This is a genomic window from Aestuariirhabdus litorea (assembly GCF_003864255.1).
Classification (GTDB): domain Bacteria; phylum Pseudomonadota; class Gammaproteobacteria; order Pseudomonadales; family Aestuariirhabdaceae; genus Aestuariirhabdus; species Aestuariirhabdus litorea.
In genome coordinates this window covers 462,992-479,136 of record NZ_QWEZ01000001.1, presented here as the reverse complement: position 1 = coordinate 479,136, position 16,145 = coordinate 462,992, and the positions used below count along the sequence as shown (strand labels likewise).

Here is a 16,145-nt window from a genome sequence, read left to right as displayed (position 1 = left end):
AACGGATAAGCAAGGAGCGGTTATGAACTGGAAAGCGGTCTGCCTGCTGGATGACATCGATCCCAATACCGGCGTCTGCGCGCTGGTAAACGGACACCAGGTGGCGCTCTTTCGCCTGGCGCAGGGCGACCAGCTGTTCGCGATCGGCAACTACGACCCGGTGGGTGGGGCCAATGTGCTCTCCCGTGGGCTGATCGCCCAGCTGGGGGAGGTGACCAGCGTGGCCTCCCCCCTCTACAAGCACCACTTCTGCCTCAGCACCGGCGTCTGCCAGGAGGACAGCAACCTGCGGGTGCCCACCTACCCGGTGCGCCTCAGGGATAACCGGGTCGAGGTGGTAGCCTGATGCAGGCGCCCGGCAGCCGCTCCCCGGCGCGGCAGGGAGAGCGCCCGCGACTGGTGGTGATCGGCAACGGCATGGCCGCAACCCGCACCCTCGATGAGCTGCTGGCCATCGCTCCCGACCACTACCGTATCACCCTGCTCGGGCGCGAACCCGGTCCGGCCTACAACCGCATCCTGCTCTCCCCGCTACTGGCCGGCGAGATCGAGCTGGAGCAGATCCGCCTGCACGACCGCGACTGGTACCACCAGCAGGGGATCGAGTTGCTGACCGGCACCGGTTACCAGGTCACCCGCATCGATCGCCATCGCTGCCGCGTGCAGTGCGCAAACGGCCAGCAGATCCACTACGACCGCCTGCTGATCGCCACCGGCTCGCTCCCCGCCCTCCCCGAGCTTGAGGGGCTGAGCCCCGGGGGCAACCCCCTGAAGGGGGTACTGGGGTTTCGCGACCTGGCGGACGTGGAACAGATGACCCAAGCCGCCCGTGCGGGGAACGAGGCGGTGGTGATCGGCGGTGGCCTGCTGGGACTGGAGGCCGCCCACGGCCTCAACTGCCTGGGGATGCGGGTCACCCTGGTGCACCGCGCCCCCTACCTGCTCAACCGCCAGCTCGACCCCGAAGCCGCCGCCCTGCTTCAACGGGAGCTGGAGTCCCGCGGCATCCGCTTTGTGCTGGCAGGCCGGAGCCGGGCGGTGCGCCATCACACTGATGCGGATGGAGCCGACAAAGTGGCCGCCCTGGAGCTGGAGGATGGCCAGCGCCTGGCCGCCGACCTGCTGGTGGTTACCACCGGCATCCGGCCCAATATCGAGCTGGCCGCGGCCTGCGGCCTGGCCTGCCGGCAAGGGGTTCTGGTCAACGACTGCCTGCAAACCTATGACCCGCGGATCTACGCCGTCGGTGAATGTGTCGAACACCGTGGGCTTACCTTCGGCCTGGTGGAGCCGCTGTTCCAGCAGGCCCGGGTCTGCGCCAACCAGCTGGCCGGGATCGGCACCGGCCGTTATCGCTTCACGCCGCCGCCCACCCGCCTCAAGGTCTCCGGTATCCAGCTCTTCTCCCTCGGGGAGCTGGAACCAGCCGCCACCGACAGTCCCCCGCAGGCCCTGGTCTACCGGGACCCGGCCGGGGGTATCTACCGCAAGCTGCTGCTGCGGGATAACCGCCTGGTGGGAGCCGTGCTTTATGGCGAGGTAGCCGACGGCCCCTGGTACTTTGAACTGATGCGCACCGGTCAAGACCTCAGTGCGCTGCGGGCGCAGCTCATCTTTGGCCAGGCCTGCTGCGAGCGCCTGCAGCGGACACGCCCCCCCGTTACCGCCGAGGAGGCCGCATGAGCGCCCTTATTACCCCGGTCCGTGCCGATGCCTCCGACCGAACGCCGGCCAGCCGTTGCGTGCGCACCACCTGCCCTTACTGCGGCACCGGCTGCGGGATCGACGCGCGCCTCCCCGCCGACCTCGACAGCCGCGCAGTCGCCACCATCGAGGGAGACCGCCTCCACCCCACCAACAGCGGCTCACTCTGCTCCAAAGGCAGCCACCTGGGGGAGACCCTCTCCACCCGCGGGCGCCTGCTTCGTCCTGAACTCGACGGCCAACCCTGCCACTGGGAGCAGGCCCTGGACGCCGCGGCTGAGCGCCTCGGTGCCATCATCGAGACGCACGGCCCCGACGCCGTCGCCTTCTACTGTTCCGGCCAGCTGCTCACCGAGGACTACTACGTCGCCAACAAACTGATGAAGGGGTTTATCGGCAGCGCCAACATCGACACCAACTCCCGCCTCTGCATGTCCTCGGCGGTGGTCGGCCACAAGCGCGCCTTCGGCAGCGACAGCGTGCCCGCCTGCTACCTGGACCTGGAGCTGGCCGACCTGGTGGTGCTGACCGGCTCCAATGCCGCCTGGTGCCACCCCATTCTGTTCCAGCGCATCCGCGCCGCCAAACAGGCACATCCGGGCAAGCGGCTGGTGGTGATCGACCCACGCCGAACCGCCAGCTGCGACGACGCCGACCTGCACCTGCCGATCAAACCCGGTACCGATGCCCTGCTCTTCAACGGCCTGCTCAACTGGCTGGCCGAGCAGCAGGCGATCGACCCGGACTACATCGCCCGCCACACCGAGCAGTTCGACAGCGCCCTCGCGGCGGCCCGCTCCAGCGCCCCCGATATCGCCACGGTGGCCGCGGCCTGTGAGCTGGAGGTGGCGGCGGTGGAGCATTTCTTCCGCTGGTTTGCCGAGACTCCCAAAACCCTCACCGCCTTCAGTCAGGGGGTCAACCAGTCGAGCGCCGGCAGCGACAAGGTCAATGCCATCATCAATGTGCACCTGGCCACCGGCCGGGTGGGCCGCCCCGGCGCCTCCCCCTTCTCCCTCACCGGCCAGCCCAACGCCATGGGCGGGCGCGAGGTGGGGGGGCTGGCCAACCAGCTGGCCGCTCACATGAACCTTGAGGATCCTCGCCACCGTGCACTGGTGGCGCAGTTCTGGGGCAGCGAGCGGGTCCCCGAGCAGGCCGGGCTGAAAGCGGTGGAGCTGTTCGAGGCGATCGAGGCAGGGCGGGTCAAGGCGGTCTGGGTCATGGCCACCAACCCGGTCGACAGCCTCCCCGACGCCGACCGGGTGCGTGCCGCCCTCGAGCGCTGCGAGCTGGTGATCCTCTCCGACTGCATGGACCGGACCGACACCGCCGCCAGCGCTCATATCCGTTTTCCCGCCACTGCCTGGGGGGAGCGTGATGGCACCGTCACCAACGCCGAGCGCTGCATCAGTCGCCAGCGCCCCCTGCAGCCTTCCGCCGGCGAGTCGCGGCCCGACTGGTGGATCATCTGCCAGCTGGCGCGGCGACTGGGCTTCGGCGCCGCCTTCGACTACCAGGCCCCCTGGCAGATCTTCCGCGAACACGCCGCCCTCAGCGTCCTCGACAACCGCCCCGACGTCCTGCCCCGAGGCTTTAACCTGGGGCCGCTGGCCCATATCAACTCAACGAGCTATGAGGCGCTGGCCCCCATCCAGTGGCCGGTCAGCATGGAAGCCCCGGCCGGCAGTGCACGGCGCTTCGACGACGGCCGCTTCGATACCGACAACGGCCGTGCCCGCTTCGTCCCCATCCAGCCGCGCCCGCCCCACTACCGCTGCGACCACGCCTACCCCCTGGTGCTCAATACGGGACGGGTTCGGGACCAGTGGCACACCATGACCCGCACCGGCCTCAGCCCCAGCCTCTCGGGCCACCGCCCGGAGCCCGAGGTCAGCCTGCACCCCGACGATGCCGCCCGCTACGGGCTGCGCCCCCGGGAAATTGCACGCCTGCGCTCGCGCTGGGGCCGCCTGCTTGCGCGGGTGGCCCTCAGTGACCAGATGCGCCCGGGGGAGCTCTTTGTCCCCATGCACTGGAACGACCAGTTCGCCCGCGAAGGAAGGGTGGGGGCGCTGGTCAACCCCGCCACCGACCCCCTCTCGGGTCAACCCGAGAGCAAGCACACACCGGTGGCGATCGAAGCGCTGGATGCCCGCTGGTACGGCATACTGCTGAGCCGCAATCCGCTGCCCGCTGCCGCGGACAGCGCCGACTACCGCACGCGCATCTGTGAGGCCCGTGGCGAGCGGCTGATGCTGGCGGGAAGCGGCGAAGAGCCGGACTGGCCCTCCACCGCCCGTCGCTGGCTGGGGGGGGAGGCTGAGACCGGGGCTGCGCAAGAGTGGATTGAGTACGAGGATCGCTCGCAAGGGGTGTACCGCCTCGCTCGGCTGCGCGAGGGTCGCTTGCAGGCGCTGCTGTGGGTGGACCCCGATCCCGAGCTGCCGGACACCCAGTGGCTGGGCGCGCTGCTGGACGCAGAGCCACTGGAGCCCGAGCAACGCCGGGCGCTGCTCAGTGGACTGCCCCCCCAGGGAACCCGCTGCGGTGGCGCCACTGTCTGCGCCTGCTTCGGGGTGGGCAAGAACACCCTGCTGGAGGCGATCCGCACCCGGGGGCTCAACTCAGTGGACGCCCTCGGCCAGGCCCTCAAGGCGGGTACCAACTGCGGCTCCTGCCTGCCGGAGCTGCGCGCCCTGATCCAGCAGCAGTACAGCCCCCGAATGCCGCCTTCCCAGGCCGGTGCGAGCAGGCGGAATTGAAGCTACAATGGGCGATCGACCACTGCACAGTCGGGTACGGTTATTAACACCTCCCCTGCCACTTCCCGCCCTCGCACCCCCGCAGCGATGCGAGCGCTGATCGACGAGATCCGCCGCCAGATCCCCTTCGGGCTCAGCGAAGCGGAGATCTGCTCCGGCACCTGCCGGGGCTGCTCGAAGAAGCTGCTCGACTACCTCGATCGGGAGCTGGAGGAGTGGGAGATTCGCCTCAACCAGGGCGAGATCCCCAACCTGGGGGACCTGCGTTCGCTGGCCCAGCGCAGCCGCAAGATCCACAATGCCCTGGCCCGCAGCCAGCTACTGTAGGGCTCTTTCTGGGGCCTAATCGACCCGCTGGTGCCAGGCGCGACCGCGCCCCGATATCAGGGCGTCAGCGGAGTCGGGGCCCCAACTACCGGCAGCGTAGGGTTCCAGCGGCGTCTGGCACTGGTGCCAGGCGTCGATCAGGTTATCACACCACTCCCAGGAGGCCTCGATCTCGTCGCGGCGCACAAACAGCGAGGAGTTGCCCCGCATCAGCTCCAGCAGCAGCCGCTCGTAGGCATCGGGAATACGTCCCTGCTGGCCACCGCCGAAGTCCAAGTCCAGCGCCTGCGACTGCAATGCCATCCCCTGCTGCAGGCTCTGCTCCTTGGTGGCCACCCGCAGACGAATCCCCTCGTCGGGCTGCAGGCGGATAATCAGCTTGTTCTGCACCATTGAGCGCTGGCGCGGGTCAAAGATGTAGTGCCGTTGCGACTTGTAGTGGATCACGATCTCCGACACCTTGTCGGCCAGCCGCTTGCCGGTGCGCAGGTAAAACGGAACCCCCGACCAGCGCCAGTTGTCGATGCTCACCCGCAGGGCGACAAAGGTTTCGGTATCGCTGTTACTTCGCCCCCCCTGCTCCTCCAGGTAACCGGGACAAGGGACCCCGTCGATCTGTCCGGCCCGGTACTGGCCCCGAACCGAGCGGCGAGCCACGTTTTTGGCGGTAATCGGCCGCAGTGCCCGCAGCACGTTGAGCTTCTCGTCGCGGATACTGTCGGCGGTGAGCTGGGTGGGGGGATCCATTGCCACCATGCACAGCAGCTGGATCAGGTGGTTCTGCACCATGTCGCGCATCTGCCCGACCCGGTCGTAGTAGCCCCAGCGCCCCTCGATCCCCACCTCCTCGGCGAGGGTGATCTGCACATGATCGATGTGGTTCTGGTCCCACTGCGAGCCGAACAGGTTGTTGGCAAAGCGCAAGGCGATCAGGTTCTGCACCGTCTCCTTACCCAGATAGTGATCGATGCGGTAGATCTGCGACTCGCTGAAGTAGCGGCTCACGGTATCGTTGATGCAACGCGAGCTCTCCAGGTCGTGCCCCACCGGCTTCTCCAGCGCGATGCGTCCGCCGGGGACGATGGCGTCGCTGGCGTTGAGATTCTCGCAGACGGTGCCGTAAAGCTCGGGCGGGGTCGCCAGGTAATAGATCACCGTGGGGGAAAGGTCGACCACCAGGGTTTTGATCGCCAGGTAGTCCTTCGGCTCCGACAGCTCCAGGCGCAGGTAGCGGATGCGCTTGAGCAGCGCCTGCCAGTGGCTCTCCTTGAAAGCACTGCCGACCGCGCGCCGCACCGCCGCCTCCACCTGGGCGGCAAAACTCTCGTCGTCGAGGGGCTTGCGGGCCAGGCCGATGATGCGCGACTGCTCATGCAGCAGCCCCGCCGCCTGCAGATGGTAGAGGGCGGGAAACAGCTTGCGCAGCGAGAGGTCGCCGACGCAGCCAAAGAGGATCAGGTCGCAGGGGGCCAGTTCGGTGTCGGTCTGCATCATTGGGGGTACACTCCCGCCTCGCGAGCCGCCTCACAGGCGCGGCGCGCGCGGGCTTCAATCTCTTGCCAGGCCTCACCGGCGATCAGCGAAGCCGGCGCGACCCAGGAGCCCCCCACCGTCACCACCGAGGGCAGCCCCAGGTAGTCGCAGAAGTTGTCGGCGCCGATTCCCCCCGTCGGGCAGAAGCGCGCCTCGGGAAAGGGGCCGGCCAGGGATTTGAGCATCGCGGTGCCACCGCAACTGGCGGCGGGAAAGAGCTTGAACAGGTGAAATCCGCGCTCCATCCCCATCATCAGCTCCGAGGCGCTGGCCACCGCCGGCACGTAGGGCAAGGGTTGCTCCCGGGCCGCCTCCAGCAGCGCCGGGGTAAGCCCGGGACTGATGGCAAACTGGGCGCCGGCGGCCGCCACTTCGGCAAACTGGGCGGGACGGGTCAGGGTACCGGCCCCCACCACCACCTCACCCACCTCATCGCGAATCGCACGGATCGCGGAAAGCCCCTGGTCGGTGCGCAGGGTCACCTCCAGTACCGAAATGCCACCGGCCAGCAGCGCCCGGGCCAGGGGGACGGCGTGACGCCAGTTATCGATCACCAGTACCGGCAGTACCGGCGTCTGCGACAGCAGGCTCAAGGCCCGGGTGTCCTCTGTTCGGCTCATGCGTTCATCACTCCTGTGTTGTGGGGCCACCCTGGGCGGCCTCTCCCACCAGCGCCCCGCTCCCTTGTGCCAGCAGCGCGGCGCCCTTCAGCCCACTATCCGGGTCCAGCAGGGCCCGGGTAGGAATCTGCTGCAGGTACTCCCGGTAACGCCCCTTGTCCTCGAAACGTTGTCGAAACCCGCTCGCCTGCAGCAACGGGTAGAGTTTTTCTACTATACCACCGCCCAGGTAGAGCCCGCCTCCCGCCCCCAGGGTCAGGGCCAGGTTTCCAGCCACCGATCCCAGCATTGCACCGAAGCGAAGCACCGTTTCCCGCTCCTCCCCCGCCTGCGCCAGCGCCCGGGCACCCAGCTGGTGCGGTGTTATCGCCTCTACTGCCCTGCCAGCGTGCAGTTGCAGTGCCTGGTGGAGCAGCACCAGCCCCGGGCCCGACAGCAGACGCTCGCAGGATAGGTGGGGATAGCGCTGCCACAACAGCGCCAGCAGCTCCCGTTCCAGTTCATCCGCCGGGGCAAAATCGCTGTGTCCCCCTTCGCTGGGCAGGGCCAGCCACCCCCGAGCGGAGGGAAGAGCGACACCCACCCCGAGGCCGCTGCCCACCCCCAGCAATACCAGCGGCTGCCCGCACCGGCGCTGCCCCGCCCCGCCCAGCGGGTGGAACTGTTGGGGGTCGGTGGAGGCCAGCGCCAGCACCTGGGCGCAGAGATCGTTGCAAACCCGCAGCGCCCGGAAGCCCCAGCGTTGCTGCAGCGCGTCGATACTGAATCGCCAGCCGCTATTGGTCATGGCCACCCCGTCCCCACTGACCGGGGCGGCGATCGCCAGCACCAGCTGGCGAGGCAGGGGTTCACCACTCTGCTCGCGGTAGCGCTGCAGTGCCGCATCGAGGGAGGCCAGCTCCGCCATCGGCAGCACCCGATGTTGGTGCAGGGCGTCATGACCGGGGCGCCGTTGGGCAAAGCGCGCATGGGTGGCGCCGATGTCCGCCAGCAGGCAGGGCAGGTCCGGGTCTATCGCGGTATCCCTGTTGCGCATTGCGTCGCCTCTCTGGGACGGCTCGCTAATCGATCGCCTCGATCACCAGCCGCTCGCTGTCCGATACCCGAATCTGCTGTCCATTAACGGTTTCGAAGCGGCGATTTTCCAGCTTGCCCTTGAGCACCTTGTATTCCACCTCCTCCCCATTGACCGGATTCACCACCCGAATCGAAAGCAGGCGATGGCTGTCGTGGTAGTCGTACAGCAGGTAACCGGCCGCCCCCAGGGTCACCAGGGCGGCAAGCGCGTAGGAGAGCCAGCGAAAGGGAACCGGAAAGGGGGCTGCCGCGCTCCCCGGGGGCAGGGCGGGGGCGGCACTGGCCGCGCCCTGGCCGCGGTGGCGCAGGTAAAGTACCACGCCGATAATGATGGCGGCGGTAACCAGAAACTTGGTGATCATAGCGGGTTCCGTAACAGCTCAATGGAGGGGGGGGGCCAGCGCCCCCTTTACAGCGATCATATCGGGTTGCGGCAGCGGGTACAAAAAGCGGCGCGCTAACCCGGAGGCTAGTTAGAGCAGCAGGGGCTGGATATCCAACATCGCCCCGGACTCCGCTTGCTCCAGCTCAGCGGGCAGAATGATCAGGCAGTTGGCGCGGCTCATGGAGCTGAGCACCCCAGAGCCCTGGGTGCCCGTGCTGCGCACGCAGAGCTGGCCCCTTTCGTTACGGTGGAAAACCCCGCGCTGGAACTCGGTACGCCCGGCGCGCTTTTTAAGGGGTTCGCTCAGTGTCGCCGGCAGCGTCAAGGGCTGCCAGCGCTCGACCCCCTGCAGCTTGCGGATCGCCGGAAGCACAAACTGCAGGAAGGTCACCATCACCGCCACCGGGTTTCCCGGCAGGCCGAAGAAAACCGATGAGCCAATACGACCGAAGGCCAGGGGGCGTCCCGGTTTCATCGCCATCTTCCAGAAATGGATCGCCCCCACCCGCTCCAGAGTATCCTTGACGTAATCGGCTTCTCCCACCGACACACCGCCGGAGGTGAGTATCAGGTCTGCGCTTGCGGCGGCCTCGGTAAAGGCCGTTTCCAGCAGCGCCGGCTGGTCGGGGATGATCCCCAGATCGATCAGCTCGACGCCAAGGGGCTCCAGCAAGCCGTGCAGGCTAAAGCGGTTACTGTCGTAAATCTGCCCCTGCTGCAGCGCACTGCCCGGGGCACGGATCTCATCGCCGGTGGAGAGCACCGCCACCCTCAGGCGCCGCTTCACCAGCACCCGCTCGACCCCCAGCGACGCCAGCAGTCCCAGTTCAGCCGCCTTGACCTGGGTGTTACTGGCTAAAGCCACCGCACCACAGGCGATATCTTCACCGGCGCGACGACGGTTCTGTCCCAGCTTGATCCCCTCGGGAATGGTGACCTCATCCGCCTCACAGCGGACGATCTCCTGCATCACCACGGTATCGGCCCCCTCCGGCATCATGGCGCCGGTCATGATGCGCACAGCGCCACCGGCCGGCAGCGCATCGAGATAGGGGTGTCCCGCCAGCGCCTCACCCACCAGCTGCAGGCGAGTCTCCCCCGCTGCGGCGAGATCAGCAAAGCGCAGCGCAAAACCATCCATCGCCGAGTTGTCGTGGCCAGGCACCGCGATCGGCGAGTGCACCGCCTCGGCCAGTACGCGACCCAGTGCCTGGATGAGCGGCACGCTCTCCACCATTGCCAGCGGAGCCACCTGCTCCAGAATCGCCTGCCGGCCCAGGTCCACGGGCAGCTCGCCCTGAGCATTGCAACAGCTGTTGAGAGGGTGATCGCTCATGGCGGGGAGATCCTTATCGAGGGGTTGGGTTACTGGGGGAGGAAGTGGTGGCAGATGTAATCGGCAATCTGCTCGACGTTGTTGAGATCGAGGGGATCGAGGTCACCGATCCCCTCAGCCGGCAGTTCATCGCAGGCCACCGCAATTACATTGGGGTGCTGGGTATGGAGCAGCGGCTTGCCCATGGAGGGGCGGTGACACTCAATCTTGGGGTAGGGCTCGGGCTTGAACCCCTCCACCAGAATCAGGTCAAGGCGCTGCTGGTCAAACTTGGCCAGCAGCTCGTTGAGACGCGGCTCCTCCTCAAGGTTCTCGCTCAGCAGCGCCCAGCGCTGGCGCGAGGAGATCAGCATCTGCTCAGCCCCCGCCTTACGCAGCTCGTAGCTGTCCTTGCCGGGGGTGTCCATCTCGAAACGGTGGTGGGCATGCTTCACCATCCCCACCCGCAGCCCCCGCAGTCGCAGCAGCGGCAGCAGCTTGCACAACAGGGTGGTTTTGCCGGTGCCACTGTGGGCAATAAATCCCACCAGGGGAATCGTACACTCAATCATGACCTAGGCCTCCACCAACTGCTGTTCGATACGCTGGCAATGTTCAGGGGTGTTGATATTTTCGAAAGCACCCACCTGGTCCGCGAACAGGACCCGCACCAGCTTCTGCTGCTGGAACCAGTGCATAATCTTGCGCCCGTCACCCGCCAGGAAGGCTTCGAGGGAGGGCAGCAGCGAGCGGCGCATCAGTACAAACACCGGCTGCCAGTACTCCCCATCATGGGCCACCGCAATCTCCCCCTGCTCCTGTTCTAACGCCTGCTGCAGGCGTGCCACCAGGTCCAGCGGCAATAACGGAGCATCACAGGGAACAAAAGCCACCCACTCCGCTTCACTGGCCGCGAGGCCCGCCGCCATACCCGCCAGCGGACCGGGGAATTCGCCCAACTGGCGGTCGCTGACCACGGGGAAACCAAGCGCCTGGTAGCGCGCCTGATTGCGATTGGCATTGATGCGCAGCCCCGCTACCTGGGGGGCAAACCGGTCAATCACGTGCTCGATCATCGTCTTTCCGGCCAGGGTCACCAACCCCTTGTCCTCGCCCCCCATCCGGCGGGCCTCCCCTCCGGCCAGAACCACACCGTCGACTGCTACAGCTGGGTTGTCCAACGAACCCTCCTCTCTCTTGCTTTGGGTTTTATTATTCATGGTGGCGCAACACCCGTTGCGGGGGCACCTTTGGGTGCCAGTATGACACCCCGCCTGCCGCCGGAAAAGCGATCTGGGTCAGTGGATCACCATCCCCCCCCGGGCTTCACAGATCAATGGTCATACCCTTAGACCAAAGTCGGATGCCCAGCCTTGCGCGCCCTCGGTATAAAGAGGTAACACTGACCCGGCCGCCCGCGCGGCGCTGGCATAGGCAAAGGGGTCCCATTTATAACCATTTGGGTCATAACGCCCCATAGAGTATCGCGTCATATTGACCCAGCCCTATGGACGACCGAGACAGAATGGCATAGGGTTAATTGACCAATTTTGATCACAAACAGATCAGCCAGAGGGATCTGAGCACCACCGCCGGGATGAATCCGACAACAACCCAGGCCCCCAACCACAGTGACCGCCTACCGCGGTCCCGACAAGCTAAGGTTTAGATACGTGGCCCAACTGCTGCCATTTTCCATCGTTGAGAGTACGGCGGACAACCTCCACCGCATCCCGGTGTGCAATACGCGTATCTCCTCCATCTTGCTGCTCGATACCGCAGAGGATCAGCAGGCGGTCATGCAGTCGCTCAAACAGAGCAGCGGCCTGCTGGAGCAAACCACCGATCTGGAAACCGCCCGCGCCCTGCTCAAGCGCTGTCACTTCGACCTGATTATCGTCAATCTGGACCTGTTCTCCTCCCTCACCGAGGACTGGGAGGGAATTTTACGCCACTACAGCGACCACTCCGACATTATCTGCCTCAGCCAACGCCGCGACTCGGAGCTGGCGATCCAGGTGTTACGGGCCGGCGGCGCCGACCTGCTGCACAAACCCTGCACCGTTAACGAGGTGATGCGCTCGGTCCAGTTCTGCCTGGAGCGCCGCAGCAAGGAGCGCCAGAGCTACCTGCGTTCCCCCTGGCAGCAGGAGAAACTCGCCAACTCCGAACTGATCGGCGACAGCGCCGCCATCAATGAGGTCTCTGGCATCATCAGCCGCGTGGCCCCCACCCCCTCGACCATCCTGATCGAAGGGGAGTCCGGCACCGGCAAGGAGTTGGCCGCGCGTGCCATCCACCTGCAGAGCGGCCGCAAAGGGGCCTTTGTCGCCATCAACTGCAGTGCGATCGCCCCGGAACTGATGGAAAGCGAGCTGTTTGGCCACCAGCGTGGCGCCTTTACCGGGGCTCAACAGGCGCGGGATGGACTCTTTGTGCACGCCAACGGCGGCACCCTCTTCCTCGACGAGATCGGCGAGATGCCGCTGAGCATGCAGGCCAAGCTGCTGCGGGTGCTGGAGGAGCGCTGTATCCGCCCGGTCGGGGGCGAAAAACAGATCCCGGTGGATGTTCGCATCGTCGCCGCCACCAACCGCCAGCTGGAGAAGGAATCGCAGAACGGCAACTTCCGCGAGGATCTCTACTACCGCATCAATATACTGACCCTCACCATGCCCCCGCTGCGCGAGCGTCCCGAGGATATCCCGCCGCTGGTGCACCATTTTGTCAGCAAGCTGTCGATGGAGCTCAGCGTGCCCGAGATTCCCCTCTCCCACGCCGACCTCAGCCAACTGCAGCAACACGACTGGCCCGGCAATATCCGCGAGTTGCGCAATTTTATCGAGCGTTGCCTGCTGCTCGGCAAGCTGCCCCTCAATTACCTGCGCCAACAGAAAGCCCCGCCGCTCACCACCCCCGGTGCCGGCTACCCCGGAGACTGGGACCTGGAGCGGGTGATTCGCCACCACACAGAGCAGGTGTTACAGCAGACCCGCGGCAACAAGTCCGAGGCGGCCCGCCAGTTGGGCATCTCCCGCAAAACCCTCGAGCGCAAACTGCAGGCCTGGGCAAGCGACACCGACTGACGCCGGCCGCTAATTTCCCGCGAACATCAGGGGGTCCACAGAATCTCCCCACAACGGCCCAGGTCATAGCCCCCGTAATAGGCCGCCTGCTGCTGCAGGGGCTGGGTGCGGAACTGCGCCATCATCTGCTGCACCAGCACACGGAAATAGATCGGCTGGGGCACCACCATATCCAGCGCCTCGCTACCGAGCGACAGAAAGGGCAGATCCAGCTGGCGGGCGCAGGCGCGGGATAGAATTCCGTAATCGGCCCGCCCCTCGTTGAGCTGAACCGCCACCTCCCACTCGCTAAGCGCCGCCTCCCCCACCTCCAGCTCATCCAGGGAGCGGTGGTGAATCGCCATCTGCTCGTCAAACAGGCGACGCGCCCCGGAGCCCCCCTGGCGCAGCGCCCAACGGCTACCGCGACCGAGACAGGCAGCTGCGGAAGTGGGTTCCACACCCGGCCTGGCGGCGATCCCCACCTCGCGCTCAAACAGGCGCACCATGGCCCACTGGCGGAAATTGCGGTAGCGTTGCAACAGCGCCGGGTGGCGCACCCGACTCTCGACGGCGGGCCCCCAATGCATCACGCAGAGGTCGGCACGACCACGGTCGAGCATCGCCAGCCCGAGGCGAGTACCGGTGACCGACATGGAGACCAGACCCGCATCCTGCATATCCCTCTGCTGGCGCGACAACGCCTGTTGCAACAGCAGGTCGCCACTGCCCACCACCAGCAGGCGGTCGGCGAGCACCCCACCATGGCAGGACTCCAGCAGCCAGCGCTCTACCAGCCGCTTGGGAAACAACCACTTGCCGGTGATCTTGGTGGCCGGGATCACCCCCTCGCTGACCATGGAGTAGATCTTCTTCTCATTGAGCTGCAGAAAATCCGCCACCTGTTTGATATTGAGGAACTCGCCTCCGCCGCGCTCCCCCGGCCGCTCGGCCACCAGCTGCCCCTGTTGTTGCGGCATCATCCCTCCTCCCTGTGCGTACGCCCCGCCCGCGGGTGGCGATCCTCGGGGCGCTGGTCAAACTCGATCGCCTGCTGGCCATTGAACACCAGAAAGTGCTTCCCCTTGGCCCGGCCGATCATGGTAAGCCCCACCCGCTGCGCCATCTCCAGCCCCATCTGGGTCAGCCCGGAGCGCGACAGCAACAGGGGAATCCCCATCTGCGCCACCTTGATCACCATCTCCGAGGTCAGGCGGCCGGTGGTGTAAAAGATCAACTCCTCCCCCGTAAGACCGTCGAGCAGCATGCGACCGGCCAGGGTATCGACCGCGTTGTGGCGCCCCACATCCTCGACAAAATCGATCACTTCTGTGCCCCGGCACAGCGCGCAACCATGCACTGCACCGGCCTGGCGATAGATCTCGTTGTGGCGGGCAAGGGAGTCCAGCAATCCGTAGATCATCGACTGCGTGTAACGATGGGATGCCAGCTGGATGGCGTCAAACCGGTCCATCATGCTGGCAAACACGGTGCCCTGCCCGCAGCCGGTGGTCACCGTCTTGCGTCCCAGCCGCTCCTGCCACCCCTCGATGGACCCATCGGTCACCACCGCGGCCGCCTCCACATCCCACTCAACCTGGATGGTACGCACCTGCTCCAGGCGCTCGATAATGCCCTGGTTCAACAGGTAGCCCAGCACCAGCTCCTCGGGACGGCGCCCCATGGTCATCAGGGTCAGCAGCTCTACCTTGTCGATGTAGATCGTCAATGCCCGCTCACCGGCAATATGGATCTCCCGCTCCGCCCCCTGCTCATCAAGGGCAAGGATTCGATGAGTGGCCTCAAGGCCCGACTGGCTCATGCGTGGACGGTAGGGCGGTTTCGCATTCATGGCAGGGGTTGCTCCGGGCTGGTCTGGTCAGGGGATAACCCCTCTCTTAGCCTGGTAACAGCAAAAAACGTACCCTGCCCGAAGGGGCTCATTCGGGCCACAAAACTGGGTCAATATGACCCACCTACCCACAAAAACGATGCCCCCTGCCCCAAAACGTCCCAACCCCCTCTCCACTATTGGGTGATTTTTTCAGGAACATCCTTTGCATGCTCAAACGGGATATCCAGCCGTCAATCCCCTTATCCAGCAGGAGAACCCCGTGCAACCACAGCCCTCCCCAACCGATGAGATCTACCCCCTCAAGGTGGCGATGATCCGCAGCGAACGCCAGGTTGGCCCCTGGCTCACCGCCAGCTGGTCGTGCGAGTTGCACCCGGCCGACGCCTCACCGGTCAACGCCACCACCTGCGCCACCCTGCAACTACAACTGCACCGGGATGAGCGCGCCGCCTACCGCATGAACCTCAGCTCCCGCGCCCCCAAGCTCTTTGTTATGTGCGACATCGATGAGCTGGCCGACGATGATGAGACCCTGCTTCCCCGCTTTATCAGCGCCAGCCAGGATCTGGCCGCCTCCTATATGGACGGCGGCGAAGAGGATGTTTTCTCGGCCCCCATGCCGGTGGCGATCCAGTGCTGGATCGAAGCCTTTATGGCGCGCCATGGCGAGGATGAGAGCAACTCCGGCAAGCGCCGCCTGCGCGGCAAGGGCGGCAAGGGTAAAGGCGGCGACCGGCAAGAAGCCCCCTCCACCGAAGCCGGCGGACAGAGCCGCTTTAACCGCGATGCGGAGGGTCCGCGATGAGTGATGATCGCGACAACGAGGGCTTTGCCCGTCGCTGGAGCCGGCGCAAACTGCAAGCGCAGGAGACCGACCTCCCGCCGCAGGCAGAGGATCAGCTGCCCGCCACCGACGAGCCCACAGCCACTGCCGAGGCGGCCGAACCGCCACCGCCCCCCAAGACCGACGCCGACATGCCGGAGCTCTCCAGCCTCCAGGGTGACGACAGCTACGCCGACTTTCTCAGCGAAGGGGTCAGCGAGGAGCTACGGCGCAAGGCCCTCAAGCAGCTGTTTCACCAGGCTCATTTCAATATCACCGACAAGCTCGACGATTACGACGATGACTTCAGCGTCTTCGAGCCCCTCGGCGACACCATCAGCGAACACCTGAAGCAGTGGATCAACCGCGACCCCGACAACACCCATCCGCGCCAAGCGGAAAAGGAAGAGGAAGCGGATGAAGCGACGACTGAAGCAACTGAGGCAAGCGATGGACCTGAAGCGCTCGAGAGCGATCCGCCCGAGGCGCTGGAGAGCGGTTCTGAAGCCGCCGTGGAGCCGCCGCCGGTGCCCGCTCAATCGGAGACCACCCCGAAGGCTGTCGACAACACCTCCACCCGGGACCCGTCCCACCCCCCCGCCCCAAACGGGCATTAGTGACCAGAGAGGACAAAAGTATGCAAAGCCAACAACGAAACCCGATAATCTTCAGACAC

Annotated in this window: 16 protein-coding genes; 7 read left to right on the top strand and 9 right to left on the bottom strand. The window is 65.8% G+C overall.

Annotation, left to right across the window (positions count from 1 at the left end; genetic code table 11):
* Positions 1-22 precede the first annotated feature (22 nt).
* From nirD to D0544_RS02310, 4 genes are all read left to right on the top strand, one after another.
* A complete protein-coding gene (gene nirD / locus D0544_RS02325) occupies positions 23-346 on the top strand; it encodes a nitrite reductase small subunit NirD (RefSeq protein WP_125014403.1) in 324 nt (107 codons plus the stop codon).
* Complete coding sequence (locus D0544_RS02320; protein WP_125014402.1) at positions 346-1,683, top strand: NAD(P)/FAD-dependent oxidoreductase; 1,338 nt, start codon at positions 346-348, stop codon at positions 1,681-1,683. Before nirD ends, D0544_RS02320 begins: the two co-directional genes overlap by 1 nt.
* Positions 1,680-4,469 (top strand): nitrate reductase, encoded by a 2,790-nt coding sequence (locus D0544_RS02315; RefSeq protein WP_125014401.1) that lies wholly within the window; start codon positions 1,680-1,682, stop codon positions 4,467-4,469. Before D0544_RS02320 ends, D0544_RS02315 begins: the two co-directional genes overlap by 4 nt.
* 87 nt (positions 4,470-4,556) lie before the next feature.
* On the top strand, positions 4,557-4,796 hold the full coding sequence (locus D0544_RS02310) for a hypothetical protein (RefSeq protein WP_125014400.1): 240 nt from the start codon (positions 4,557-4,559) through the stop codon (positions 4,794-4,796).
* 15 nt (positions 4,797-4,811) lie between these two features.
* On the opposite strand, the gene zwf is transcribed toward D0544_RS02310, so the two are convergent.
* From zwf to mobA, 7 genes are all read right to left on the bottom strand, one after another.
* Entirely contained in the window at positions 4,812-6,290 is a 1,479-nt protein-coding gene (gene zwf, locus D0544_RS02305) for a glucose-6-phosphate dehydrogenase (protein WP_243647224.1), read from the bottom strand.
* A complete protein-coding gene (gene eda / locus D0544_RS02300) occupies positions 6,287-6,949 on the bottom strand; it encodes a bifunctional 4-hydroxy-2-oxoglutarate aldolase/2-dehydro-3-deoxy-phosphogluconate aldolase (RefSeq protein WP_125014399.1) in 663 nt (220 codons plus the stop codon). Before eda ends, zwf begins: the two co-directional genes overlap by 4 nt.
* Before the next feature lie 7 nt (positions 6,950-6,956).
* The gene (glk, locus tag D0544_RS02295) at positions 6,957-7,985 is read right to left on the bottom strand and encodes a glucokinase (RefSeq protein ID WP_125014398.1); all 1,029 of its coding nucleotides are present in this window, start codon (positions 7,983-7,985) and stop codon (positions 6,957-6,959) included.
* Positions 7,986-8,010: 25 nt separating this feature from the next.
* A complete protein-coding gene (locus tag D0544_RS02290; RefSeq protein WP_125014397.1) occupies positions 8,011-8,388 on the bottom strand; it encodes a hypothetical protein in 378 nt (125 codons plus the stop codon).
* 111 nt (positions 8,389-8,499) lie between these two features.
* Complete coding sequence (moeA, locus tag D0544_RS02285) at positions 8,500-9,747, bottom strand: molybdopterin molybdotransferase MoeA (protein WP_125014396.1); 1,248 nt, start codon at positions 9,745-9,747, stop codon at positions 8,500-8,502.
* Positions 9,748-9,776: 29 nt separating this feature from the next.
* On the bottom strand, positions 9,777-10,298 hold the full coding sequence (gene mobB, locus D0544_RS02280) for a molybdopterin-guanine dinucleotide biosynthesis protein B (protein WP_125014395.1): 522 nt from the start codon (positions 10,296-10,298) through the stop codon (positions 9,777-9,779).
* A 3-nt stretch (positions 10,299-10,301) separates the two neighbouring features.
* The gene (gene mobA / locus D0544_RS02275) at positions 10,302-10,907 is read right to left on the bottom strand and encodes a molybdenum cofactor guanylyltransferase MobA (protein WP_243647223.1); all 606 of its coding nucleotides are present in this window, start codon (positions 10,905-10,907) and stop codon (positions 10,302-10,304) included.
* 492 nt (positions 10,908-11,399) lie between these two features.
* Between mobA and D0544_RS02270 the strand changes: the two genes are divergently transcribed.
* Complete coding sequence (locus D0544_RS02270) at positions 11,400-12,812, top strand: sigma-54-dependent transcriptional regulator (RefSeq protein WP_243647222.1); 1,413 nt, start codon at positions 11,400-11,402, stop codon at positions 12,810-12,812.
* 26 nt (positions 12,813-12,838) lie between these two features.
* Here D0544_RS02270 and D0544_RS02265 read toward each other — a convergent pair whose 3' ends face one another.
* Both D0544_RS02265 and fdhD read right to left on the bottom strand, forming a co-directional pair.
* Positions 12,839-13,774 (bottom strand): helix-turn-helix transcriptional regulator, encoded by a 936-nt coding sequence (locus tag D0544_RS02265; RefSeq protein ID WP_125014393.1) that lies wholly within the window; start codon positions 13,772-13,774, stop codon positions 12,839-12,841.
* The gene (gene fdhD / locus D0544_RS02260; RefSeq protein WP_125014392.1) at positions 13,771-14,643 is read right to left on the bottom strand and encodes a formate dehydrogenase accessory sulfurtransferase FdhD; all 873 of its coding nucleotides are present in this window, start codon (positions 14,641-14,643) and stop codon (positions 13,771-13,773) included. Before fdhD ends, D0544_RS02265 begins: the two co-directional genes overlap by 4 nt.
* Before the next feature lie 262 nt (positions 14,644-14,905).
* On the opposite strand from fdhD, the gene D0544_RS02255 reads away from it, so the two are divergent.
* Both D0544_RS02255 and D0544_RS02250 read left to right on the top strand, forming a co-directional pair.
* Complete coding sequence (locus D0544_RS02255) at positions 14,906-15,451, top strand: DUF3305 domain-containing protein (protein ID WP_125014391.1); 546 nt, start codon at positions 14,906-14,908, stop codon at positions 15,449-15,451.
* Positions 15,448-16,086 carry a DUF3306 domain-containing protein gene (locus D0544_RS02250; RefSeq protein ID WP_125014390.1) on the top strand — a complete coding sequence of 213 codons (639 nt, stop codon included), beginning with the start codon at positions 15,448-15,450 and terminating at the stop codon, positions 16,084-16,086. The genes D0544_RS02255 and D0544_RS02250 overlap by 4 nt, the downstream gene beginning before the upstream one ends.
* Positions 16,087-16,145 lie beyond the last annotated feature (59 nt).

Excerpts from the sequence above, each read along its gene's own strand:
- nirD (WP_125014403.1), top strand. The coding sequence starts at position 23 with ATGAACTGGAAAGCGGTCTGCCTGCTGGATGACATCGATCCCAATACC.
- D0544_RS02320 (WP_125014402.1), top strand. The coding sequence starts at position 346 with ATGCAGGCGCCCGGCAGCCGCTCCCCGGCGCGGCAGGGAGAGCGCCCG.
- D0544_RS02315 (WP_125014401.1), top strand. The coding sequence starts at position 1,680 with ATGAGCGCCCTTATTACCCCGGTCCGTGCCGATGCCTCCGACCGAACG.
- D0544_RS02310 (WP_125014400.1), top strand. The coding sequence starts at position 4,557 with ATGCGAGCGCTGATCGACGAGATCCGCCGCCAGATCCCCTTCGGGCTC.
- zwf (WP_243647224.1), bottom strand. The coding sequence starts at position 6,290 with ATGATGCAGACCGACACCGAACTGGCCCCCTGCGACCTGATCCTCTTT.
- eda (WP_125014399.1), bottom strand. The coding sequence starts at position 6,949 with ATGAGCCGAACAGAGGACACCCGGGCCTTGAGCCTGCTGTCGCAGACG.
- glk (WP_125014398.1), bottom strand. The coding sequence starts at position 7,985 with ATGCGCAACAGGGATACCGCGATAGACCCGGACCTGCCCTGCCTGCTG.
- D0544_RS02290 (WP_125014397.1), bottom strand. The coding sequence starts at position 8,388 with ATGATCACCAAGTTTCTGGTTACCGCCGCCATCATTATCGGCGTGGTA.
- moeA (WP_125014396.1), bottom strand. The coding sequence starts at position 9,747 with ATGAGCGATCACCCTCTCAACAGCTGTTGCAATGCTCAGGGCGAGCTG.
- mobB (WP_125014395.1), bottom strand. The coding sequence starts at position 10,298 with ATGATTGAGTGTACGATTCCCCTGGTGGGATTTATTGCCCACAGTGGC.
- D0544_RS02265 (WP_125014393.1), bottom strand. The coding sequence starts at position 13,774 with ATGATGCCGCAACAACAGGGGCAGCTGGTGGCCGAGCGGCCGGGGGAG.
- fdhD (WP_125014392.1), bottom strand. The coding sequence starts at position 14,643 with ATGAATGCGAAACCGCCCTACCGTCCACGCATGAGCCAGTCGGGCCTT.
- D0544_RS02250 (WP_125014390.1), top strand. The coding sequence starts at position 15,448 with ATGAGTGATGATCGCGACAACGAGGGCTTTGCCCGTCGCTGGAGCCGG.